This is a genomic window from Acinetobacter baretiae (assembly GCF_015627105.1).
GTDB lineage: Bacteria > Pseudomonadota > Gammaproteobacteria > Pseudomonadales > Moraxellaceae > Acinetobacter > Acinetobacter baretiae.
The window spans coordinates 1-22870 of record NZ_VTDM01000018.1 but is presented as its reverse complement, the minus strand read 5'-3'; the positions used below and the strand labels follow the sequence as shown (position 1 = coordinate 22870).

The following is a 22870-nucleotide window of genomic DNA, read 5'->3' as shown; positions in this document are numbered from 1 at the left end:
GTTATATGCTTGGTTTAATAAGTCACATCATACTTCGCAGTATGATAAAAATGTAGATGTTAGGATATCACTATGAGTAAGATTTTACCTGTTTCTGTTGCGGTTCTTTTAACTGGCATGGCACTCCTGCCTGTCGCTTGTTCAAAACACGATGAAGCAGAACAAAAACCAAAAGTTGCAAAAACAACAGACCCAATTAAAGTTTTAAGCTACACTCAAGGCTACCAACTCGGTTCACAGTTGCCAGAAGAAATAGACAGCAAGCAACTTGCCAAAGGCATTGAAGATGGCAAGTCACATAAAACAGCGCGTTATAGTGAAGAAGACGTTAAAAATGCATTGACTGCGTATCAAAAAACATTAGAAGAAAAAGCAAAATCATTAAATGCAAAAAATGATACATTCTTGGCAGACAATGCAAAGAAACCAGATATTAAAACCACAGCTTCAGGACTGCAATACCAAATTCTAAAAGAAGGTACAGGGAAATCTCCTACTGCCATGTCTACTGTGAAAGTCAATTATGAAGGCAAGCTTGTAGATGGAACAGTATTTGACAGCTCATTTAAGCGTAATGAACCTGTCGATTTACCACTTGCATCGACCATTCCAGGTTGGGTTGAAGGTTTACCAATGATTAAAGAAGGCGGTAGCATGATGCTTTATGTCCCTGCTAAATTAGGTTATGGCGAACACAGTGTCGGCAGTATTCCTGCAAATAGCGTGTTGATTTTTAAAGTCGACCTCATCTCAGTCAAATAATCAGATGATGGAGAGCGGTAATGCTCTCCATTTTTAATTTAGAGGTCATGAAATGATAAAGAATATTTTAGTCTTGTGTACCATGGTCAGTATATCTAGCTCACTGATGGCAGTACCGAACAATAATACGGTGATATCAAGTAGCCCACAAGGTGATCAAGCGGGCTACAGTTTGGGTTATTTATTGGGAAAAAATAATGCAGATGCCTTACAAGGAATTAATCTTGATGCATTTATTCAAGGTTTAAGTAGCGCAGCTAAAGGTCGACAACCTGCTTTATCAGAACAAGAGATGATGAAAGTTCTTGATCGATATAAAAAACAATCAGAAGCAAAAGAATTAAATGCGCTACAGCGTGTTTCAGAAAAAAATAATCGTGAAAGTGAACAGTTTTTAGCAGATAACGCAAAAAAAACTGGGGTTATTACCACAGATACAGGCCTTCAATACCTAGTACTGAATGCAGGTACAGGTCGTAGCCCAAGCAAAGACAGTACAGTCACTATTAATTATGAAGGTCGCTTAATTGATGGTACTGTTTTTGATAGCTCCATTGCACGTCAGCAACCTGTAACTTTAAAAATTAATGAAGTAATCACAGGCCTTGCACAAGGTTTGGGTACCATGAAAGAGGGAGGTAAATCTCGCTTTTTTATTCCAGCCAAATTAGGTTATGGTGCTATTGGTGCAGGCGATGCAATTGAGCCAGACAGTACTTTAATTTTTGATGTTGAACTGATTAAAGTTGCAGAATAATATAGGTGACTGCCCTTTTAAGCATATCAAGGGCAGTACAATAAACATTCGTTTAAGGTTTTAAATGTCGTGGCCTAAAACCACTACAGATCAGTGCAACTGCATATGCTAAAACACCCACCACGCATAAACCCATCACTTCAGCAATACGTATCCACTGAGCCTGTGTACCATCGTAAAAATGTAATCCACACCATAGCGCCACAACCATGGTGACATTGGCAATGCCATATTGACAGGCAATTTTTTTCCAATGTGAACCAAAGCGAAATATGCCACGAACATGTAAAAAATAATACAATAATCCTGCATTGGCTAAAGCAGAAAGAGAAGATGACATTCCTAATGCCATATGTGGAGCATGCCAATCTAAATATTTAAATAAGCTAATAAATATCACATTACTAATTGCATTCGTTGCCACAGCAATTAACCCCACACGAACAGGTGTCTTTGTATCTTGTTGTGCATAAAACCCCGGCGCAAAGACTTTAATCAGCATAAAGGCCAACACGCCCCCACTCATAGATTGCAAAGCCAATGCTGTCATTTGAGTATCTCTTAAAGAAAACTCACCATGCTGAAATAATGCTTGAATGATTGGAGTAGACAACATAAACAATGCCAAACTGGCAGGTACACCCACCAAAATAATCACCCGAGCAGCCCAATCAATCATGGCCTTAAATTTTTCAGTATCTTGTTCGGCATGGCGTGCTGAAAGTGAAGGTAAAATCACCGTACCAATCGCCACGCCAATTAAACCTAATGGCAATTCTGTCATACGTTCTGCACTGTAAAGCCACGACACCGAACCATCTTGCATAAAAGAAGCCCAAATGGTGTTGAGCAATAAATTAATTTGCGTCACAGACACACCAAAAAGTGCAGGAAGCATGAGTTTTAAAATTTTTCTGACACCTTCATGTTTAAAATCTATTTTAGGTGTAATCAGTAATTTTTTACGCCACAGTTCAGGAATTTGTATGGCCAATTGCACCATGCCTGCGGCAATAACAGCCCACCCTAAAGACATAATAGGGGTTTCCATATATGGAGCTAACCACCATGCACCTGCAATCATGGCAACATTGAGTAACACTGGCGAAAAGGCAGGACTGAAAAATGAGTCATAACTATTGAGAATACTGCTTGCAAATGCAGTTAATGACATAAACAATAAATATGGAATCGTTAACCGAAACATCCCAACAGCATCAGCAAATTTTTCTGGATGCTCATGAAATCCTGGTGCATAAATATAGATAATTGCAGGTGCAATGATCATCGCAAACAAAGTTAAAGTTGACATCAACATCAACAAGCAACCAAATACACGACTAATCAGTATTTGTACCTCTGCATGTAAACGCTCAGTTTTATATTCAGTCAGTACAGGAATAAACGCTTGAGAAAATGCACCTTCAGCAAAGAGTCGCCTAAAAAAATTAGGAATACGAAAGGCCACTACAAATACATCAAACTCTTTTCCTGCTCCAAATACATTTAACAACACCATGTCACGGACTAAACCTAAAATACGTGAGAGCATCGTCATTGCACTTACGACAAATGTCGATCGCCAAAGCGCCATGCGTGATTCCTAATTCGTTATTTTTAAAGTCGCTATTTTAATCAAAAAAAAACTTTTTTCCGTTATAAATTAGCAATGATTACTTTTTTCTTTCGAGACGAGATTACGAAAATGTATCCAGTCAAAACATGGACCAGGGTCTGTTTTTCGTATTGGTGCAATGTCAGAGTGCCCTGCCAAATGCTGTTGAATTTGAGGATAATGTGCTTGTAAACATGCCACAACCTTTGACAACACCGTATATTGTATGCGCTCAAAAGGCAAATGATCACACCCTTCTAACTCAATTCCAATCGAATAATCATTACATTCTGGACGCCCTAAATAACTCGAACGACCTGCATGCCAAGCACGATCATTTAAGTTAACACACTGAATGACCTCACCTGTACGTAAAATTACCAAATGTGCAGAAACTTTTAGCCCTTCAATGTGCTTAAAATAAGGATGTTGATGATGATCTAAGCGATTTTGAAAAAAATCCTCAATATATCCACCACCAAATTGTGCAGGAGGTAAGCTAATATTATGTATAACGATCAACTGAATGTCTGTAGCATCTGGTCGAGCATTAAAATTCGGTGAACTCACTTGTCTTGCACCATGAAGACACCCTTTTTCAATCAAAAAATGGTTAGATCTTTCTTGCATGTTAAAATGTTACTGTAACAAAAAAATGAGCATAACAAGTTTTATTGACAAATACATAAGATATTACATCACGGTTTAATTTTATCTATAATTTCATTTTTACTTCATACTGAACACGGTATGATCTAAATCATTACTGTTAATGATTATTTTTATTATGAGTCAGCACCTTCCCCTCAAAGGTCAAACGGGGTTAAAACGTATTTTTAATGCTTTCAATTACTCGATGTCTGGTTTTAAATCTGCTTTCAAAAATGAAGCAGCCTTTCGACAAATTATTTACTTAAATTTAGTGTTATTACCAATTAGTTTTCTTTTAGATATTTCTAAAGTCGAGCATATTTTATTAATCATTGTGGGTTTGTTTGCCATTATGGTCGAATTGCTCAATTCTGCAATAGAAGCGGTTGTTGACCGAATTTCTTTAGATCGCCATCCTTTAGCTAAAATAGCCAAAGACATGGGGAGTGCTGCACAATTTATGGCTTTAAGTATTATTACGATTACATGGATTGCGGTTATATTTCTATAATCTCATTAAAAAAGCCAGTATATCTAAGATAGACATACTGGCTTATGTTTTTCAGTGAAGCTTATTTAGCAACAACCTGAATCGTATCGATCAAACGATTAGAGAAGCCCCATTCGTTGTCATACCAGCTTGTGATTTTTAGGAATTTACCACCCATAAGGTTGGTTAATTCTGCATCAAAGATTGAAGAAGATGGGTTCTTGATAATATCTGAAGATACAATTTCATCTTCTGTATATTCAAGTACACCTTTTAATTCATTTTCAGCCGCTTTTTTCACAACAGCTTTAACTTCTTCAACAGTTGTTTCTTTTTTCAGATTTAATGTTAAATCAACCATTGAACCTGTAATCACAGGTACACGTACTGCGTAACCATCAAGCTTCCCTTTTAGTTCAGGAATAACTAGACCAATGGCTTTTGCAGCGCCTGTAGATGTAGGTACCATGTTTTGTGCTGCACAACGTGCACGGCGCATGTCTTTATGCGGTGAATCTTGCAAGTTTTGATCTTGTGTATAGGCATGAATTGTTGTCATTAGACCACTTTCAATACCGAAGTTATCATGAATCACTTTAGCAATTGGTGCTAAACAGTTTGTTGTGCATGATGCATTTGATACGATGTGATGATTTTCTTTGTCATATAAATGTTGGTTTACACCATGAACAATTGTTAAATCTACATCAGATGCTGGTGCAGAAATAACTACTTTTTTCGCACCTGCTTTTAAATGTTTTGATGCAGCAGGACCACTAACAAATACACCTGTAGATTCAAGTACAACGTCAACTTCTAACTCTTTCCAAGGTAGATTTTCTGGATCTCTTTCTTGGTATACTGCAATTTTTTTATCGCCAATAAAGATTGCATTTTCTTCAATGCGAATAGCTTCTGGGAAATTACCAAAAGCTGTATCATACTTTAATAGATGTGCTAATTGCTTTACAGATCCAAGATCATTAATTGCAACGATGTTAATTTCATTTTGCTTTGCCTGTAACGCACGTACAAAGCTACGTCCAATACGGCCGAATCCATTAATAGCAACATTAATCATTTTATACTCACCTTTTAAAGTAAAAGTCCATCTTCTTTAATATATTTGATACTTCGGTACAGCAATTTAAGGTTTAGATGTTAACCAATCTACAACCTGTTTGTCTAAGCCCCAAGATGCCCAAGGAGACTCATCTTCTTTGACTGCTACAACAAAGACTTTATCGTCAAAGTCTAACTTTAAATAGTTTTTGATATAATCACGCACTTTTTTAGCATCGGGGTGAACGGTTTTTACAACCCAAAAATTGTGTGCAATTTTTTGGCAATGCCCTTTTGAAACGGTATGAATAGCATCTTCTACTCGTCCAAAGTTTGCATCATCTGTTTCAAACATAATCGCATAATATGACATGCCCGACTCCATTTCCCTTTCCAAGTAGCGTAATGTTTAAATCAAGATTATTTAAAAACTACACTTATCAATCACGTTTAAAGTACCTTATTGACTCGTCACTCTAAATCAAATACGACATTAGTATACAGATTTCAAAAAGACGACTTTGTTGCACTTTTACAGCCATACAAAATGTATAAGACCTCTCTAAATTAGCACAAAATTTGTTGATGCGTATATATTTTAGTGCAATCGAATTAAAATAAGCACATGCATACACCTAAAAAAACCAGTGTCATGACACTGGCTTTTTTAAGCGACCTCAATAGATCTTACCAACCTAATGCTTGCTGTTGTTTTTTAATCAGATTTTGAATGCCTTGCTCTGCCAATTCTAACATTTGATTTGACTGTTCACGAGTAAACGGCTTATCTTCTGCTGTGCCTTGAATTTCAATAAATTCACCACTTTGGGTCATCACCACATTTAAATCGGTTTGGCAATTTGAGTCTTCTTCATAACATAAATCCAACAATGCCTGATCTTGATAAATCCCCACAGAAATAGCGGCGATCAATCCTTTAAGTGGATCTTGTTTAATTCTTTTATTTTCAATGAGGGTATTTACAGCATCGACCAATGCAACTGCAGCCCCTGTAATTGCAGCTGTGCGTGTACCACCATCTGCTTGAAGTACATCACAGTCAATGGTAATTGTATTTTCACCCAGTTTTTTCAAATCAACCATCGCACGTAAACTACGACCAATTAAGCGTTGTATTTCTTGTGTACGCCCACTTTGTTTACCACGTGCCGCTTCACGGTCTGAACGTGTATGCGTTGAGCGTGGCAACATGCCATATTCAGCAGTGATCCAGCCTTGTCCTTTGCCTTTTAAAAATCGTGGTACACTGTGTTCTACACTAGCAGTACACAATACTTTGGTGTGGCCAAATTCAATCAGTACAGAGCCTTCAGCATAACGCGTATACTGACGAGTAATTTTAACATCACGTAACTGCTCTGCTGTTCTTTGGTCTATACGCATGATCAAGTATCCTTTTTATACAAAATTAATTGCGCAAGATTGTAACAGATTTTTATGGCATATTTATGCCATCCGTTGCGCGGTCAAATGATCTAAAACACATAGAACAAATATTTATTACTGATGTAAACACGCTATTTCTATGATGGTGTCTTGATATTTATCTGTTGTGTATTGGTCTGATATCGACCATTTTTTATAAAAATACAAAAAGGCTAACTTCTATCTCTACAAAGGCGATATCGCTTACACCACATCGCCTTTTCATGATTTTTCTTTAAAATTTATAACCTAAACCCACATAGTATCCCCAACCTGTACTGTCTTGGGCAAAGTCACCACTACCCCAGTTGTTGATTGCACCATCTTTAAATTGGCTACCATTATGAAAATAACGCGCGGCTGTATATGCACGAAAGTTTTGTAATTGATATGAAAATATATGTGTAGATACTAATGCTTCATTCGTACGTGTACCACCTGCGGTTCTTTCACCTAACTTTGAACCAAAATCATAGTTAGAGAAAGTAAAGTAATTTACACTTCCGCCATTTGAGAAACGATAAATTGGATAGAAAAATTGGACTTGTAAACGTCCACCATCATTTGATGTATATGCATTTGCTGCACCATAATTTTCCCATTGTTGACGGGTAAAAATATTAACATTCATTCCAAGTTTGGTATGTGTGTCAATGGACGTCCCTAAGCCATAATACAATGTATGTTGGCGAGTAAGTACATCATTACCTGCATCTAAAATCCAATCGGCCGCAATAAACCAATCTTTAAATGGACCTATAGATAAATCTTTACCCGTTAAACGATTTAAAGATAATTTAGGTTGATGTTCCATAAACATAAATGACGTATTTTTTTCTTTATCCCAAACCCCATTAATATTGTCATTTCCCCCAAAATACTTCGGTGCATCAAAATAACCATACCAATCGATTGGGCCTGTTTGACCCATGTATTCAAGCTCTAGATAAGCATTTTCAACTTTTTTCGGGCTAAATTTAATATCATTACTATAAATTCCCCAAAGTGTTGCATCGATACCCGCAGTTGCTTGCCCCATCCCACAAAATGTTGCTGTAGCAGCCAAAACACAGCTCATGAATTTGGTTGACATTATATAATGCTCTCCTCAATCAAAATTATTATTGCACATAGATAAATAGCACTTACTTCACTAAGCAATTTATATGCCACTAGCAATAAGACACATTCAATGCAAAATCACATTAATGTTAAAATTCAGTGTATATTTTATTTCATTTATATTAAAAAATGTTAATTTTACCCCTAGGTTTTCAGCGATATCGTTTCAAGAGTAACCAAAGACACATGTTTTTAAATGTTTATGATGCTTCGATGTCTATCGCGTTAGTTATAAGCTGATTGCTTTAGTCATGTGATTACATTTTAATTTTGGCATATTGATTGCTTTAAATTGATCAACTTATTTATTCTTTAAGGTAAATTCTATGAAAAAATTGCTGACCTTTATTATGGCATTTTTACTTTGTAGTAGTGTATTTGCACATAAAATTGATACTACATCACGTACAGCCATTGTTTGTGCATTTCAACCCGAAATTCCTGAGCTATTGGCCGCACTTAAAGACTCTAAACAACATATTGTGAATCGCAGCGTATTTTATACAGGAAAAATTGGTAATAAAGACGTTGTGCTTTTTTTATCAGGTATGTCGATGGTGAATGCCGCGATGACCACACAAATGGCACTTGATCACTTCAATATCAAAAATATTGTGTTCTCTGGTATTGCAGGTGGCGTTAATCCAGCACTTAGTATTGGTGATGTTTCCGTCCCAGATCAATGGGGGCAATATTTAGAAAGCATTATGGCACGTGAGGTCAATGGTAAGTTTGTTGCACCTGCGTTTTTAAAGACGCCTTATCCAAACTTTGGCATGATTTATCCTCAAGATGTCCAAATTGCCAACGGTACAGCTGCCCCTGAAGAAAAATTTTGGTTCAAAGTTGATGAAAATTTATTAACTCAAGCAAAAAGTATTCTAGCAAAGCCACAATTAGATCGTTGTACCGCAGACCAACATTGTTTAAGCCATACTCCTAAAGTGGTCTTTGGTGGAAATGGTGTTTCTGGGCAATCTTTTATGGATAATGCAGGTCTTCGCCAATTTGCATCAGACACCTTTAAAGCCAATGTGGTCGACATGGAATCAGCAGCAATCGGCCATGTTGCCTATACAAATAATGTACCTTTTATTGTATTTCGCTCTGTGTCTGACCTTGCAGGTGGAGGAGCAGGTGAAAATGAAGAAGGAACTTTCTTTGCTCTAGCTGCAAAAAATTCATCTCAACTCGTCATTCAATATGTCAAAGCTTTAAAATAACGTATTTTAGGAATATTTTTATGTTAAAAACTGTCGTTAAATCTGTTGCATTATCGAGTGCACTCTTACTTGCAGTACAAGTACATGCAGCAACAAAACAAGCACCTGTTGTTATTCAAGGTGCTTTAGATATTGAAACTGATCGTATGGTCAGCCAATTAAAAAACGTTAAAACAAAAACGTATGGTGGTTGGCAATTTTGGGAAGGTACATACCAAGGCTATCCTATTGTCATTTCTCGTACCCTTATGGGCATGTCAAATGCTGCTGCTGCCACTACATTAGCCATTGAGCATTACAAACCCAAAGCCATTATTAATCAAGGCACTTCAGGTGGCCATGATCCTGCATTAAAAGTATTTGACATTGTACTCGGCAAAGAATCTGAAAATATCAGTGCATTTATCACACCTAAAAAATCACTTGGAGAGGGTTCAAACTCACTCACATGGAACAAGTCATTTAATTTATTGCCAAAAAATAATACACCAGAAGAAGAAACACGCCATTTACGTTTTCAAGCCGATCCTAAATTATTGGCTGTCGCAAACCAACTTAAAACCACATATACACAAGGACAAGTGGTTGAGGGTGTGATTGGTTCGGCAGATGTTTGGAACAATGAGTTGGATCGTATTCAATATTTTCATCAAAACTACAAGACTTCTGTAGAAGAGATGGAAACAGCATCGGCAGCACAAGTGGCCTCGCTTTATAAAGTGCCCTTTTTAGGTATTCGAGTTTTGTCTAATAATATTACCAATAATGGTAATTACAATCCAAATACAGGTTCAGCGTGCCAAGACTACGTGCTGAATGTAGCGAAAGCCTATTTAGCGCAAAAATAATCCGACTTTTTATGGCCTTTGTTCGTTACAAAGGTCATACTCTCTTACACGCCTTACATCGTTTCATCTAAGGACACTTACATTTTTATATTTTACGACAAAAAGTAAACTATGGATGAATGCAATATGTCGATACGTGCTGAACGAAAAATCCAAAACAGACAAAATATTATTGATAAAGTACTTTTGCTTCGCTACCAAGGACAACCTTTTTACAATATCAGTCTCAGACAGGTTGCCCAAGAAGTGGGTTTAGCGCCGAGTGCAATTTATCGCTACTTCCCCAATAAAGATACACTCGCTCAAGCCACAGTTGATCAAGTGGGTGTATTTATTAAAAGCGGATTGTTCCAATCTCGTGCACGATTTCTAACTCATACAGAAGAAGATACAGAAGTGCGTTTGGCCATGTTTTTTAAATCTGTTGAAGAACATGCCTTATATTGGCATTTTTTCGTATCTGAACGTTGGGGAGGATATCCAGTGTTAGAAAGGAGTATTGAACAAGACGTAGAAGACTTGGCCAATGACCTTGTGCTTGACCTTAAACGTCTCGAATACTACCGTGTATGCGAAGAAAACGCACTACGAACATATGCAGAACTTTTACTTCAGCTTTCAATGGTTTGGTCAAAGCAATGGATTAAATTGCATAAAATAGACACCCATATGATTGAAGATAAAGTCATCTTTTTGCGTGCGTGTTTTAATAAAGTGGTCTTTTTAAAACGTGCTTTTGTTACGTAAATCAAAAATATAAAACGTACCTTTATAAGAATTAAAGATACGTTTGTTTTCATTTGATTATTTCGCTTTACGCTCTTTTTCAATTAAATAATTGAGTACCTGCGTCACCTTACCGTCTTCGCCTTGAACCATATACTTACCATTCACAATCACCGCAGGTACACCTGTAATTTGGTATTGTTGTGCAAGTTTATTCGATTCAGCAACCTGTGTACTGACCGCAAAAGAATTATATGCGCTATTAAATTGGGCTTCAGGTACACCATACTTTGTGAAAAACTTAGCAGCAGATACCTGATCAAAAATTTGTTGATTATCAACATGTATTGCATGCATCAGTGGCAAATGTGTTTTTTGACGAACATTTAACAGTTCAGATGCATAATATGTTCTTGCACCTGACTCCCAAACAGGGTTCATTGCCGCTGGTGTGCGTAGAAATGATACATCTTTTGGCATTGCTTTAAGCCATGTTTGCATGTATGGCTCTAATTTAAAACAATGTGGGCATCCATACCAAAAAAACTCACGAACTAAAATTTTATTACCTGTAACAGGGCTTGGGTTTTTTAATACCGTATAATCTTTACCTGCAACAAATGGCTCTGCTGCCATCGCTTGCACAGAAAAAGCCATGACCGTTGCTGCAAACCCATGAATAATAAATTTTTTCATAATCTCTCGTCTGTCCTACTAAAATCATCGTCTTAAACTATAGATTACCTTTTTATGCAAAAATATTCATGCCTAAAACGTCTTGTTTGTGTGAAGTTTTTTTTATCTGTTATCGCTTTTTTACGAATACACGCTACACTAGAAATATAAAATAAAAGATTATGGATAGCGATATGTCAGTATTAAATGTAGATCAACAAGAAATTGCAAAATTTGAAGCCCTTGCTGAAAAGTGGTGGGATAAAACATCAGAGTTTCGTCCACTGCATGAGATTAACCCATTGCGCTTAAATTGGATCAATCAACACTCACAGGGCTTACAAGGGAAAAAAGTTCTCGATGTGGGCTGTGGTGGGGGTATTTTATCTGAAAGTATGGCTCGCCTTGGTGCCGATGTTTTAGGCATAGATATGGGTGAAGCTCCACTAAATGTCGCACGTTTACATGCTCAAAAAGAGTCTGTACACAATATTCAATATCAACAAATTCCTGTGGAACAGTTGGCTCAAGAGCAAGCAGGCCAATACGATGTAGTCACTTGTATGGAAATGTTAGAACATGTTCCTGACCCTGCATCTATCATCAAAGCATGTCAGCAATTGGTTAAGCCAAATGGGCATGTCTTCTTTTCAACCATTAATAGAAACCCAAAATCTTATCTTTTTGCAATTATTGGTGCTGAATATATTTTAAAGCTCCTTCCTAAAGGTACGCATGATTATCATAAATTTATTCGCCCAAATGAGTTAAAACAAGATATTAAAGCAGCCCAGTTAAACTTCAAACATAGCATTGGCCTTCATTACAACCCAATTACTAAGAAATACTGGCTTGCACCCAATGTCGATGTCAATTATATGTTGCATACGCAACGTGAGGGATAGTCATGAAAAAAGCTGTTTTATTTGACCTAGACGGTACACTCATTGACACTGCTGCTGACTTTATTCGCATTATTCAAGCAATGTGTCAGGCAGAAAATAAACCGATCATTCATGCAGATGCAATACGTGAGCAAGTTTCTGAAGGTGCTAGAGCCATGTTACAACTGGCGTATCCCGACATATCACCACAAGATGAAAAATTTAACCGCTATCGACAGCGTTTTTTAGATGAATACGCAGAAAATATTGCAGTCGAAAGTCAACTCTTTTCTGGTATGTCAGTTCTTCTTGACGCACTTGAGCGCAAAAATATTCCTTGGGGTATTGTAACAAACAAACCAAGAGATCTATCTGAGCGTTTATTACACGCTCTTCAATTAGATACACGCTGTGCTGTTTTAGTGTGTCCTGAAGATGTTAAACACACTAAACCTGACCCTGAACCGATGTTTTTAGCAGCAAAATATCTTAAAATTCAACCTCAAGATATCATTTATGTCGGAGACCACCCAAGAGATATTGATGCAGGGCGTGCAGCACACATGTACACCATACTTGCAGCCTATGGTTATCTACCACATGCCGATAAAGATGATCTTAATGCATGGCAAGCAAATGCAATTGTGCATAACGTAGAGACGTTAACACAAGAGATTTTTCAACACGTTTAAGCACACAATCAGGGAGATGTTTTTATGCCACATTTAACATATCAAGCAGCACCCGACTTACTTAAAGGTAAAATTATTCTGATTACAGGGGCAAGCGATGGTATTGGTCGAACAGTAGCCATTAGCTATGCCTTACATGGTGCAACGGTCGTTTTACACGGCCGTACACTCAATAAACTTGAAGTCATTTACGATGACATTGAAAATTTAGGTGCACCACAACCTGCCATTTTACCATTGCAACTTTCGAGTGCTTCGGTACGTGACTATGAAGCACTATACAACACGTTAGAACAACAATTTGGTCGATTAGATGGAATTTTACATAGTGCAGGCATTTTAGGTGAGCGTGTTCCTTTGGCAAGCTATGATTTAGAAACATGGGAAGATGTCATGGCAGTCAATCTCAAAGCCCCCTTTGCACTCACACAAGCATTATTGCCTTTATTGGCAAAATCAGATGATGCTTCAGTGATTTTTACAAGTTCAGGTGTAGGACGTGAAGCACGTGCACTATGGGGTGCCTATTCTATCTCTAAATGTGGTGTAGAGGCATTGAGTCAGATTTTTGCACAAGAAAATACCTATCCACATATACGGTTTAATTGTATTAACCCTGGTGCAACACGTACTGCTATGCGTGCAAAAGCTTTTCCAGATGAAGATCCACTCACATTGCCTACAGCAGAAAAACTCATGCCAAGCTATCTGTATTTAATGGGTAAAGACAGTAAAGAGATCAATGGCCAAAGTTTAAATGCGCAATAAACCTCAAAAGTGATCAAATGCACTGTGTATTAAATAAATCACCTCATGATCTTCACAATTTCTTGGTAATTTTTTAAACACAATACACTACACTAGTCCTCAATCGTTTATCTGTTTTTGAGTGTGTCCGATGAAAAATCGTCTTTTGGTCACATGTACCTTCAATTTATGCATCACGACACTGACATTTGCAGGCCCCGGTGGAGGAGGTATGCATGGTGGTGGCTTTGGTGGAGATACTTCTCATGGCAGTGACCGTATGATGGGAGGACGTCATATTGGCTCTGATTACAGACAAAATGATGATCTGTTTGAGGACTTACAAGAACGTCGACGCGCACGTGAAGAAAGAGGATTTCAACGACTCAAACAGCTAAAATGGAAAACTGGCTACACCATTCCACAGCACTATCGCAGTGACCGATACAAAGTAAATGCGCTAGCGTTTCATCTACCTACAGCAGAAAATTCACAGCAGTGGTATAAAATTAACAGTGACTTTGTATTGGTCGATGCCAACAATACCATTATAGATGTGCGCTAACGCATAAAATACAGTTATAACAAAGATACAGCTTGTTCACCTGTTGGAATGACTTTAAATACCTCAACTGAAAAAGTAATATTTTTACCTGCCAATGGGTGATTAAAATCAATCTCTGTTACATCATCAGTGACTGATTTAACGACTCCAAACACTGTAGCTTTGGCTTTATCTTCAAATTCAATAATATGTCCTTCAATTGGAAACTCTTCAAACTTGACCGTATCAAAGCGCTGTACATTGTCCGGATTCCAAGACCCAAATGCATCTTCTGGTGGTAAATGCACTGTACGGCGGTCACCTGCTCTTAAACCCAATAATGCTTTTTCAAAACCTGGTAATAAATTACCATCACCCATCACCAATTGCACAGGTGTTTCATGCTGACGTGTGTTGTCAATTTCAACTCCAGTTTCTAATGCCACAGAGAAATGTAGAGTGACTGAACAACCCGATTCAATACGTATTTCTTCATTTGGGCATATATTATTGGCCATTTTCTTTACCTATTTGACGTTTTTTTTCTAAAAAGAAAGTGTCTATCAATAGTAAAATTGTCCCTAAAGTAATCGCACTATCAGCAATATTAAAGGCAGGAAAGTTATAACTTTCATAGTATACATGAATAAAATCAACAACATACCCCAGAGTGACACGGTCGATTAAATTTCCAATTGCACCACCCAAAATTAAAGCAATTGCGGCAGGCAAGACATATATACCTTTGGGCATTCGCATTAACCAATAAATAAATACGACCGAAACCAACCCAGCTAAACTTGTAAAAATGTAACGTTGCCACCCACCAGCATCTGATAAAAAACTAAATGCTGCACCATAGTTATGTAGTAACGTCCAATTGAGTAACGGCACTACATGCTGTGGGTCAGCATAGTTCAAATGCTGAGTTGCAATTGATTTGGTCCATTGATCGATGACAATGGCTAAGATAGATAATCCAAGCCATAACATATTCGATCGGTAAAATTTTGGCTTTACTGGCAAGTTAGGCATATTTTCTCTCTTCACCTACACCATCCACATTAACAATACAGCGAGAACATAATCCCACATGATCTGAATGTGTATTTACATCTGGCAATACATGCCAGCAACGCGCACATTTTTCACCATCTGCTGCACTCACCAAAACACGTAAGCCTTGTATTTCAGTTGCTTCACCTTGTGTTTCTGACCAACCATGGACTTCAACTTGTGAAGTAATCAAAACAAAACGCAACTCATTTTCTAAACGATTAAATAAAGCCTCTAGTTCAGGCGTTGCCCATACGCTGACTTTCGCAGATAAATTTCCACCCACTGCCTTTGCATTACGTGCCACTTCAATTTGCTTGTTTACAGCAGATTTTACCGCAATTAATTGTTGCCAATCTTGTTCAGATAATAGATTTGATGCCACTTGTGGTAAATCGTACCACTGTGTTGTAAATACATATTTTTCATTTTGTTCAGGAATCAATGGCCATGCTTCTTGAGCCGTAAAGCTTAAGATCGGGCTCATCCAACGAACAAAAGCTTGTACAATATGGTACAGCGCAGTTTGTGCCGAATGACGAGCGTGTGAATCCGCTTTAGTAGTGTATTGGCGATCTTTAATAATATCGAGATAAAAACCACCTAAATCATTAATACAGAAATTGGTTAATGCACTACACACTGCATGAAAATTCATCTCAGTATACGACGCTACAATGGTGCTTTGTACTTCATTGGCGCGTTGTAAAATATACTGATCAAGTGAAATCAATTGTTCTGTTGGCAACAAGTCTGTACTTGGTTGGAAGCCTTTTAAGTTTGCTAACAAGAATCGTAAAGTATTACGAATACGTCGATAACTATCACTTACACGATTAAAAATTTCTTTTGATGCAGCAATCTCATAACGATAATCACTTGATGCGACATATAAGCGTAAACCATCTGCACCAAGCTGTTTGGTAATTTCCTCTAAAGGAATGTAATTACCAAGTGATTTAGACAATTTACGCCCTTTTTCATCGACAGTAAAACCATGTGTTAATAAGGTCTTATATGGGGCACGTCCATGGATCGCTACTGATGTTAGTAAAGAGGATTGAAACCAACCACGATGCTGATCTGAACCTTCTAAATATAAATCAGCAGGGCTTTCTAATTCAGCACGTTGCTCAAGCACAGCATAATGCGTGGTACCTGAATCAAACCAAACATCTAAGGTATCACGCACAGCATTGTATTGATCTGCATCTTCACCTAAGAAATCTTTAGGTTCACGATTAAACCATGCATCGATTCCTTCTTTTTCGATTAATAATGCAACATCTTCAATCAATTCTGCAGTACGTGGATGCAATTCATTGGTGTCTTTATGTACAAAAAATGGGATCGGCACACCCCATGTACGTTGTCGAGAAATACACCAATCAGGACGCCCATCAATCATTGATTCAATACGGTTTTTACCCCAGTTTGGAATAAATTCAATATCTTTTTCAATAGAATGAAGCGCAGATTGACGCAACCCTTGTTGATCCATGCTAATAAACCACTGTGGGGTTGCACGGAAAATAATTGGGGTTTTATGACGCCAGCAATGTGGATAGCTGTGTCGAATTGGCACATGTGCCCATAAACGGTGATTTTCAGATAATGCGGCAATAATTTTTGGATTGGCTTTGTAGATGTGTTCCCCTGCAAACAAGGGTGAAGTTGGTAAATACACACCATTACCACCAACAGGATTATCAACAGGCAATCCGTATTGTAATCCGACTTTATAGTCATCTACACCATGGCCTGGTGCCGTGTGTACTGCACCTGTACCACTGGTTGCAATAACATGTTCACCTAAAATAACAGGCACTTGGCGTTCAGAAATTAAAGGATGTTGTAGCAATAATTTTTCAAGTTTCTCCCCTGAAAAATCAGCCAAGACCACAGGGTTTTCTAAGCCATATCGCTCACATGCAGACTCAACAAGATCTTTTGCCAAGATTAAGTTATGTAATCCACGTTCAGTTTGTACTTCTACCAATTGGTATTCAATCTGTGCATGTACAGCCACAGCTTGGTTGGCCGGCATCGTCCAAGGTGTTGTCGTCCAAATGACCATATCTGTTGGATTAGTCACTGCCACACCTAGACGCTCAGAGAGTGCCGTTAAATCTACGATCGCAAAACCTACATCTATCGCATCTGATTTTTTGTCTTCATACTCAACTTCTGCTTCTGCCAATGCAGAACCACAATCTAAACACCAGTTGACTGGCTTTAAGCCGGGTTGAATATGGCCATTTTTTTGGATCGCACCGACTGCACGTACAATATTTGCTTCTTGATCAAAATTCATGGTCAAGTATGGATTGTCCCAATCACCCAAGATGCCTAAGCGTTTAAAATCATTACGCTGTAAATCGACTTGTTCTAAAGCATATTCACGACAATGCTTACGAAATGTTGCAGCATCGACTTTTTGCCCAACTTTACCAATTTTTTCTTCGACTTTTAATTCAATCGGTAAACCGTGGCAATCCCAACCAGGAACATATGGTGCATCAAAACCATCTAATGTTTTACTTTTTACAATAATATCTTTCAGAACTTTGTTTACTACGTGCCCTAAGTGAATTTGACCATTCGCGTACGGGGGGCCATCATGTAAAGTATATTTTTTTTTGCCAATACGAGAGTCGCGAATTCGCTGATAAATATTGTCTGCATACCACTCTTGTAACCATTTAACTTCACGTACCGCAAGATTTGCTTTCATTGCAAACTCGGTGCCTGGTAAGTTTAATGTGGCTTTATAGTCCACGACATTTTCAGGATTTTGCTTATCGCTCATGCAAGTTACTTCCAGTGTTTCAGAGTATATAAACTCGTTATACTTCAAAATAAAAATTAGTGAAAAGGAAACTGTGTGTTCTGCAAACGAAATTGTCGTAACTGCAAAACATCATCTTGAATTCCTGCTTTTAATGCTTCAAATGACAGATATTTACGTTCACCATGTAAATAATGCAAAAAAGTGACACGCATCAGTAAACCATACAGGTTAGCAGAAACATCGGGAAAATGTACCTCTAACCGCCACTGTGGCTGTTTTTGTTCAATGGCAGGGCGCACACCTAAATTTGCGGCACCAAATAAAGTATTGGGTTGATAACCTAATATACCTTGGGTGAGATCATTTTTGCGAACCACATCAAGTAAAGATTGTGTTTCACATCGTACATCAACACCATAAATACCTTTTAAACAGGGTTTATGTCGTTTTAATGCCACATTGATGGTCGGAAAATTTAAAGTACGTCCTAGCTTGTCACCATGCTGAACTCTTCCGATCATACTATAAGGTCGCCCTAGCAATTGTGCAGCTAATGCTAAATTTCCGACCTGTAGCGTTTCTCGAACACGAGTAGAACTCACCCGCTGTCCATTTAAAACTACTGTATTCAAATTGTCTACAGCAAAACCTGCTTGACGTAAGAATTGAGTATTACCTTGACGATTTTTCCCAAAATGAAAATCATCCCCAAGGACTAACGTTTGTGTGTTGAGTTTTTCTTTGAGTAAAGACGCAAACTCTGCAGCTGTTTGTTCACGTAAAAAATGATCAAAACGAGCCACGACAATATAATCTACGCCGAGCTCTTTTAAATAAGTCACTTTTTCACGCAAAGATGAAATTCTAGGAGGTGCATCTTCACCATAAAATACTTCAAGCGGTTGTGGCTCAAACAACATGACTAACGTTTTAAGTTGTTTTTGTTGCGCCACCGTTTTTAATTGCTTAATCATGGCTTGATGCCCTAAATGCACGCCATCAAAATTACCAATTGTCACTGCGGTTTGAGGCAAATTGAGGTGCTGTGTTGATGCATTTAAGCGAAGTAAATTCATAGATCAGTCAATAATGCTTATCTGTTTTAAGCCACTATTTTGCCATATTCTCTACTATGGGTGTTATTGTTGTTTAGCGTAAAGTGAGATTTTATCTCTCTGAGCAGCACAAAAAAAGTATGATTAACTTAAAACCAATATACGAATTGATTACATAATTTCTTCTTTGCCTGTCTTTTACATTTAAAACATACATAAAGACGAGTCATCATCACAGATTAACTATACTTTTTAGGTAGACCCGTTTTCAAATAAATTTTACAGGCATTGGAGCAGGTCTTTGACCTGCACGACAATGGCAAACATGCTGCACTTTTATTTGACCAATGCCCCGTGTAATAACAATTGGAGATTATTTTTCATTGCTGTTTGGTAAAATGAGCGATTACGCAGTGTTTTACCAATAAGCACTTCAAATTGTGTTTCAAAGTCAGCATAACTTTGTGTAATAGACCATAAATTCATAATAAATAATTCAGGTGAAATATCTGCCGCTATTTTCCCTTGTGTTTGCCATTGAGCAATCACCTTCACTTTACGTCTAAAATGTTTTTTAATTGAACCTTTTAGAATCGTTTGAATATAAGGTGCACCCTGTATAATTTCTAAGGCAAATAATTTAGATGCTTTTGGATTTAAACGTGAAAATTCAAGTTTACTTTCAATATACTTGGTCAACATTTCTTCAGGATCTTCATCTACATTTAACATCTGCATAGACTCCAACCACTTCTGTAGCACAGATGTCAATACTTCAATATATAATGCTTCTTTATTTGAAAAATAATAGAAAATATTTGATTTATGCATATCTGAACGTTTAGCAATGTCATCTAAACTTGCACCAGTAAACCCATACAGACAAAAGACATCCAACGCTGCATTTAAAAGCTGATGGCGTTTTTGTGTACTTTTTTTAAGTTCCATAATGACAATCAATCAAAGAATTTGAACCATTGATTTTAGATCAATTAGTTTTGTTTTTGCATTGAATTTACTTGATTTTTTCATTAAAAAATCAAGTAACTACCATCGTTTTTGCCTATCTAAGTCACTAAAATTTCTTTTCTAAATACCTGTGAGTTACGCTGATAGTTATACAATTGTTGTCGACTACTCGGCAAATCATCAACGCCAGCTTGCATAAAACCTTGCTCTAAAAACCAATGTGCTGTCCTTGTTGTGAGTACAAATAAATATTTAATACCTAAGTTTTGTGCTTTTTGTTCTAAAAATGCCAAAATTTGTTGTCCTCGATTTGATTTACGATAACCAGGATGTACCGCAACACAGGCAATTTCCGCACTCTTAAATTCATGATTTTGAGTATGCATCGGATACAGTGCTGCACATGCTAAAATTGCACCATCTCGCTCAATCACAGCAAACTGATCAATCTCATGTTCTAAACGCTCTCGAGATCGATAAACTAAGATTCCCTGCTTCTCTAAAGGTTTTAATAACTCCATCAAACCACCTACATCATGAATAGTCGCTGTGCGTACTTGTTCATAATGCGCATCTGTAATCATTGTTCCCATACCATCTCGGGTAAATAACTCTTGAATCAATGCACCATCATAAGAAAATGGCAACAAATGTACACGCTGTACACCATTTAAAGAAGCCTCTTTTGCATTTTCTAATAACAAAGACATTTGAGTATCAACATCATTTTCATGGTCAATATATTGATCTAAATGATGTGGAGAAATTTCTCTAAGCAATTGACCTTTATTATTTTTTAAGCCATCTTGATGACATAAAAAGATCAATTTATCTGCATTTAAAGCTACTGCTGTTTTTGTCGCAACTTCCTGAGACAACAAATTAAAAACTTCTCCTGTTGTAGAATAACCCGTAGGGCCAAGTAAAATAATATTATTTTTTTCTAGTAAACTTTCTATACATACTGTATCTACTGCCCTGACTTCACCGCTCAAACTAAAATCTACACCATCATGAATACCAAATGGTTTAGCCGTAATAAAATTACCAGAAACAACATCAATCTTAGCACCAAACATTGGCGAATTCGCAAGTCCCATAGATAACAATGCTTCAACGTATAACCGTGAAGCGCCTACAGCACTCATTACTGCGGGAAGTGCCTCTCGAGTAGTTACTCGACGATTTAAATATGATGGTGTTTGAATCCCTTGTTTTGAAATTTCATCATCAATTTGTTCACGAGCACCATGAACTAAAACTAAACGAATACCTAAAGAGTGTAGTAATGCAATATCATGAATAATATGATGAAAATCTGTTTGCTTTAAGGCTGCGCCTTCAAACCAAATAACAAATGTTTTATTTCTATGTGCATTAATGTAAGGAGCAGAATGACGAAACCAATGTAAATAGTTTTTTGTATGAATCGCCTGTATTTCTTGTGAATCTATAGACATGTATCAACCTATTTATGCAAATATCTTAAAAAGATTTTAAAACAAAATACTACTACTCAGCAGAATAATATTTGCTTTATAGAAAACAATTCATCTTCATTTAAGCTTTATCTATACACACTAAAAAGAATAAAAGGAGTATTTATGAAATATTTAAAAAAAATCTATTTTGGCATAATTCATCATCCACGTTTTTATACCATGATTCCTGTCGGTGTAATGATTGGTTTAATTACACACACAACTACGGATTGGAAATGGTCTACAATCACACTTATTAGTTGGAATATTGCGGTAATTTTTTATTTAATGTGTACTTTCACTCAATTAAAAGGAGATCAACAACAGCATATTATTCGTAGAGCTAAAAAACAAGATGAAGGAAAATGGACGATTTTACTATTGGTATTTATTGCCTTGATCATGTGTTTATGTGCAATATTAGTCAATTTATCACACATTCCTGCTCAGTCCGATATTAAATATGCGCGTGTAGCATTATCCATTTTTACAATTATGAGTACTTGGTTTTTTGTACATACAATTTTTGCAATTCACTATGCACATGATTTTTATGTAGCATATCAAAAACACCAAGAGACAGGCTTAGAATTTCCAAAAACACAAAAGCCAACATACTCAGATTTTATTTATTTTAGCTACGTCATTGGAACTGCTTCACAAACTGCAGATGTCTCCATTACAAGTTCAAAAATGAGACGTTTAAATACGTTACATTTACTGTTCGCTTTTGCCTACAACACATTAATTTTAGCGATTTGTATTAATATAGCAGCGAGTTTATTAAGTTAAATTAATTTATATATTAAAAATTTAAAGGCGTTGACGAATGAATAGTTCAAAACATTGTAAGTAAAAAATTATATAGTCAAACAATCTAATTACTCATACAGAAATGAAAAAACATCTGAAAGAGTCGATCAATAAAATCCTCTTGCCATTCTTTTCTTTTTTTCTTAATCTGTGCCCATGTCTTTTCAATAGAATTCAAATCAGGACTATAAGCAGGCAACCATAAAATCTGATGCCCATAGTGTTCCAATAACTCCTGTATATCCGATCGCTTATGAAAGGTCGCATTATCCATCACGATGACACTATTTTGGGGTAGTTCGGGAATAAGAAACTGCTCTACCCAAAAATGAAATACATTTGAATTAATTTTGCAGTCGAATAAACCAACTGCAAATAGTTGACCTTGATATAATGCACCAATGGCATTGGTTTGGTTCTTTAATTGCCAGTTAAATGAGCCATAACATGGTGTTCCTTTC

25 protein-coding genes are annotated in these 22870 nt (G+C 36.9%); 11 read left to right on the top strand and 14 right to left on the bottom strand.

What is annotated here, in order from left to right:
* The first annotated feature begins 72 nt into the window (after positions 1-72).
* Entirely contained in the window at positions 73-762 is a 690-nt protein-coding gene (locus tag I2F17_RS08110; protein ID WP_211139547.1) for an FKBP-type peptidyl-prolyl cis-trans isomerase, read from the top strand.
* 52 nt (positions 763-814) lie between these two features.
* Positions 815-1519 carry an FKBP-type peptidyl-prolyl cis-trans isomerase gene (locus tag I2F17_RS08105; RefSeq protein WP_211139546.1) on the top strand — a complete coding sequence of 235 codons (705 nt, stop codon included), beginning with the start codon at positions 815-817 and terminating at the stop codon, positions 1517-1519.
* A 52-nt stretch (positions 1520-1571) separates the two neighbouring features.
* Here the strand turns inward: I2F17_RS08105 and murJ are convergent, their stop codons facing one another.
* The gene (gene murJ / locus I2F17_RS08100; RefSeq protein WP_196423323.1) at positions 1572-3113 is read right to left on the bottom strand and encodes a murein biosynthesis integral membrane protein MurJ; all 1542 of its coding nucleotides are present in this window, start codon (positions 3111-3113) and stop codon (positions 1572-1574) included.
* A gap of 69 nt (positions 3114-3182) precedes the next feature.
* Entirely contained in the window at positions 3183-3764 is a 582-nt protein-coding gene (gene ampD / locus I2F17_RS08095) for a 1,6-anhydro-N-acetylmuramyl-L-alanine amidase AmpD (protein ID WP_211139545.1), read from the bottom strand.
* Positions 3765-3921: 157 nt separating this feature from the next.
* Here ampD and I2F17_RS08090 point away from each other — a divergent pair, with 157 nt between their 5' ends.
* A complete protein-coding gene (locus I2F17_RS08090; RefSeq protein ID WP_196423321.1) occupies positions 3922-4296 on the top strand; it encodes a diacylglycerol kinase in 375 nt (124 codons plus the stop codon).
* Positions 4297-4357: 61 nt separating this feature from the next.
* Here the strand turns inward: I2F17_RS08090 and gap are convergent, their stop codons facing one another.
* The 4 genes from gap to tsx form a co-directional block, all read right to left on the bottom strand.
* Complete coding sequence (gene gap, locus I2F17_RS08085; RefSeq protein WP_196423320.1) at positions 4358-5356, bottom strand: type I glyceraldehyde-3-phosphate dehydrogenase; 999 nt, start codon at positions 5354-5356, stop codon at positions 4358-4360.
* A 66-nt stretch (positions 5357-5422) separates the two neighbouring features.
* Entirely contained in the window at positions 5423-5710 is a 288-nt protein-coding gene (locus I2F17_RS08080; protein ID WP_196423319.1) for a hypothetical protein, read from the bottom strand.
* A gap of 314 nt (positions 5711-6024) precedes the next feature.
* Positions 6025-6741 carry a ribonuclease PH gene (rph, locus tag I2F17_RS08075; RefSeq protein ID WP_211139544.1) on the bottom strand — a complete coding sequence of 239 codons (717 nt, stop codon included), beginning with the start codon at positions 6739-6741 and terminating at the stop codon, positions 6025-6027.
* Between the two features lie 277 nt (positions 6742-7018).
* A complete protein-coding gene (gene tsx / locus I2F17_RS08070; protein WP_196423317.1) occupies positions 7019-7876 on the bottom strand; it encodes a nucleoside-specific channel-forming protein Tsx in 858 nt (285 codons plus the stop codon).
* A gap of 355 nt (positions 7877-8231) precedes the next feature.
* Here tsx and I2F17_RS08065 point away from each other — a divergent pair, with 355 nt between their 5' ends.
* The 3 genes from I2F17_RS08065 (at position 8232) to I2F17_RS08055 (ending at position 10723) form a co-directional block, all read left to right on the top strand.
* On the top strand, positions 8232-9128 hold the full coding sequence (locus I2F17_RS08065) for a 5'-methylthioadenosine/S-adenosylhomocysteine nucleosidase (protein ID WP_196423316.1): 897 nt from the start codon (positions 8232-8234) through the stop codon (positions 9126-9128).
* Positions 9129-9148: 20 nt separating this feature from the next.
* The gene (locus I2F17_RS08060) at positions 9149-9976 is read left to right on the top strand and encodes a 5'-methylthioadenosine/S-adenosylhomocysteine nucleosidase (RefSeq protein ID WP_196423315.1); all 828 of its coding nucleotides are present in this window, start codon (positions 9149-9151) and stop codon (positions 9974-9976) included.
* 126 nt (positions 9977-10102) lie between these two features.
* A complete protein-coding gene (locus tag I2F17_RS08055) occupies positions 10103-10723 on the top strand; it encodes a TetR/AcrR family transcriptional regulator (protein ID WP_196423314.1) in 621 nt (206 codons plus the stop codon).
* A 57-nt stretch (positions 10724-10780) separates the two neighbouring features.
* On the opposite strand, the gene I2F17_RS08050 is transcribed toward I2F17_RS08055, so the two are convergent.
* Positions 10781-11398, bottom strand: a complete 618-nt coding sequence (locus I2F17_RS08050) for a thiol:disulfide interchange protein DsbA/DsbL (protein WP_196423313.1) — start codon at positions 11396-11398, stop codon at positions 10781-10783.
* A gap of 173 nt (positions 11399-11571) precedes the next feature.
* Here I2F17_RS08050 and ubiG point away from each other — a divergent pair, with 173 nt between their 5' ends.
* The 4 genes from ubiG (at position 11572) to I2F17_RS08030 (ending at position 14265) form a co-directional block, all read left to right on the top strand.
* Positions 11572-12282 (top strand): bifunctional 2-polyprenyl-6-hydroxyphenol methylase/3-demethylubiquinol 3-O-methyltransferase UbiG, encoded by a 711-nt coding sequence (ubiG, locus tag I2F17_RS08045; protein ID WP_196423312.1) that lies wholly within the window; start codon positions 11572-11574, stop codon positions 12280-12282.
* Positions 12283-12284: 2 nt separating this feature from the next.
* Positions 12285-12953 carry an HAD family hydrolase gene (locus I2F17_RS08040; protein WP_196423311.1) on the top strand — a complete coding sequence of 223 codons (669 nt, stop codon included), beginning with the start codon at positions 12285-12287 and terminating at the stop codon, positions 12951-12953.
* Positions 12954-12977: 24 nt separating this feature from the next.
* Positions 12978-13721, top strand: a complete 744-nt coding sequence (locus tag I2F17_RS08035; RefSeq protein ID WP_196423310.1) for a YciK family oxidoreductase — start codon at positions 12978-12980, stop codon at positions 13719-13721.
* Between the two features lie 130 nt (positions 13722-13851).
* Positions 13852-14265: an RcnB family protein gene (locus I2F17_RS08030; protein ID WP_196423309.1), complete on the top strand. Its 414-nt coding sequence runs from the start codon at positions 13852-13854 to the stop codon at positions 14263-14265.
* Between the two features lie 14 nt (positions 14266-14279).
* Here the strand turns inward: I2F17_RS08030 and I2F17_RS08025 are convergent, their stop codons facing one another.
* From I2F17_RS08025 to argA, 6 genes are all read right to left on the bottom strand, one after another.
* Positions 14280-14762 (bottom strand): FKBP-type peptidyl-prolyl cis-trans isomerase, encoded by a 483-nt coding sequence (locus I2F17_RS08025; RefSeq protein WP_196423308.1) that lies wholly within the window; start codon positions 14760-14762, stop codon positions 14280-14282.
* Entirely contained in the window at positions 14752-15279 is a 528-nt protein-coding gene (gene lspA / locus I2F17_RS08020) for a signal peptidase II (RefSeq protein ID WP_196423307.1), read from the bottom strand. The genes I2F17_RS08025 and lspA overlap by 11 nt, the downstream gene beginning before the upstream one ends.
* Positions 15272-18109, bottom strand: coding sequence for an isoleucine--tRNA ligase (gene ileS / locus I2F17_RS08015; RefSeq protein ID WP_211139543.1), 2838 nt, complete (start codon positions 18107-18109; stop codon positions 15272-15274). Before ileS ends, lspA begins: the two co-directional genes overlap by 8 nt.
* 56 nt (positions 18110-18165) lie before the next feature.
* On the bottom strand, positions 18166-19167 hold the full coding sequence (ribF, locus tag I2F17_RS08010; RefSeq protein WP_211139542.1) for a bifunctional riboflavin kinase/FAD synthetase: 1002 nt from the start codon (positions 19165-19167) through the stop codon (positions 18166-18168).
* A 315-nt stretch (positions 19168-19482) separates the two neighbouring features.
* Positions 19483-20094, bottom strand: coding sequence for a TetR/AcrR family transcriptional regulator (locus I2F17_RS08005; protein ID WP_211139541.1), 612 nt, complete (start codon positions 20092-20094; stop codon positions 19483-19485).
* 119 nt (positions 20095-20213) lie between these two features.
* Complete coding sequence (gene argA, locus I2F17_RS08000) at positions 20214-21575, bottom strand: amino-acid N-acetyltransferase (RefSeq protein WP_196423303.1); 1362 nt, start codon at positions 21573-21575, stop codon at positions 20214-20216.
* Between the two features lie 144 nt (positions 21576-21719).
* Between argA and I2F17_RS07995 the strand changes: the two genes are divergently transcribed.
* A complete protein-coding gene (locus I2F17_RS07995) occupies positions 21720-22388 on the top strand; it encodes a DUF1345 domain-containing protein (protein ID WP_211139540.1) in 669 nt (222 codons plus the stop codon).
* 85 nt (positions 22389-22473) lie between these two features.
* Here I2F17_RS07995 and I2F17_RS07990 read toward each other — a convergent pair.
* Positions 22474-22870, bottom strand: a 397-nt coding sequence (locus I2F17_RS07990) for a transposase (RefSeq protein ID WP_211139539.1), incomplete at its 5' end; no start/stop codon positions are given.

Bases quoted from the DNA above. Each gene is read 5' to 3' on its own strand.
- I2F17_RS08110 (WP_211139547.1), top strand. From the start codon at position 73: ATGAGTAAGATTTTACCTGTTTCTGTTGCGGTTCTTTTAACTGGCATG.
- I2F17_RS08105 (WP_211139546.1), top strand. From the start codon at position 815: ATGATAAAGAATATTTTAGTCTTGTGTACCATGGTCAGTATATCTAGC.
- murJ (WP_196423323.1), bottom strand. From the start codon at position 3,113: ATGGCGCTTTGGCGATCGACATTTGTCGTAAGTGCAATGACGATGCTC.
- ampD (WP_211139545.1), bottom strand. From the start codon at position 3,764: ATGCAAGAAAGATCTAACCATTTTTTGATTGAAAAAGGGTGTCTTCAT.
- I2F17_RS08090 (WP_196423321.1), top strand. From the start codon at position 3,922: ATGAGTCAGCACCTTCCCCTCAAAGGTCAAACGGGGTTAAAACGTATT.
- gap (WP_196423320.1), bottom strand. From the start codon at position 5,356: ATGATTAATGTTGCTATTAATGGATTCGGCCGTATTGGACGTAGCTTT.
- I2F17_RS08080 (WP_196423319.1), bottom strand. From the start codon at position 5,710: ATGTCATATTATGCGATTATGTTTGAAACAGATGATGCAAACTTTGGA.
- rph (WP_211139544.1), bottom strand. From the start codon at position 6,741: ATGCGTATAGACCAAAGAACAGCAGAGCAGTTACGTGATGTTAAAATT.
- tsx (WP_196423317.1), bottom strand. From the start codon at position 7,876: ATGTCAACCAAATTCATGAGCTGTGTTTTGGCTGCTACAGCAACATTT.
- I2F17_RS08065 (WP_196423316.1), top strand. From the start codon at position 8,232: ATGAAAAAATTGCTGACCTTTATTATGGCATTTTTACTTTGTAGTAGT.
- I2F17_RS08060 (WP_196423315.1), top strand. From the start codon at position 9,149: ATGTTAAAAACTGTCGTTAAATCTGTTGCATTATCGAGTGCACTCTTA.
- I2F17_RS08055 (WP_196423314.1), top strand. From the start codon at position 10,103: ATGTCGATACGTGCTGAACGAAAAATCCAAAACAGACAAAATATTATT.
- I2F17_RS08050 (WP_196423313.1), bottom strand. From the start codon at position 11,398: ATGAAAAAATTTATTATTCATGGGTTTGCAGCAACGGTCATGGCTTTT.
- ubiG (WP_196423312.1), top strand. From the start codon at position 11,572: ATGTCAGTATTAAATGTAGATCAACAAGAAATTGCAAAATTTGAAGCC.
- I2F17_RS08040 (WP_196423311.1), top strand. From the start codon at position 12,285: ATGAAAAAAGCTGTTTTATTTGACCTAGACGGTACACTCATTGACACT.
- I2F17_RS08035 (WP_196423310.1), top strand. From the start codon at position 12,978: ATGCCACATTTAACATATCAAGCAGCACCCGACTTACTTAAAGGTAAA.
- I2F17_RS08030 (WP_196423309.1), top strand. From the start codon at position 13,852: ATGAAAAATCGTCTTTTGGTCACATGTACCTTCAATTTATGCATCACG.
- I2F17_RS08025 (WP_196423308.1), bottom strand. From the start codon at position 14,762: ATGGCCAATAATATATGCCCAAATGAAGAAATACGTATTGAATCGGGT.
- lspA (WP_196423307.1), bottom strand. From the start codon at position 15,279: ATGCCTAACTTGCCAGTAAAGCCAAAATTTTACCGATCGAATATGTTA.
- ileS (WP_211139543.1), bottom strand. From the start codon at position 18,109: ATGAGCGATAAGCAAAATCCTGAAAATGTCGTGGACTATAAAGCCACA.
- ribF (WP_211139542.1), bottom strand. From the start codon at position 19,167: ATGAATTTACTTCGCTTAAATGCATCAACACAGCACCTCAATTTGCCT.
- I2F17_RS08005 (WP_211139541.1), bottom strand. From the start codon at position 20,094: ATGGAACTTAAAAAAAGTACACAAAAACGCCATCAGCTTTTAAATGCA.
- argA (WP_196423303.1), bottom strand. From the start codon at position 21,575: ATGTCTATAGATTCACAAGAAATACAGGCGATTCATACAAAAAACTAT.
- I2F17_RS07995 (WP_211139540.1), top strand. From the start codon at position 21,720: ATGAAATATTTAAAAAAAATCTATTTTGGCATAATTCATCATCCACGT.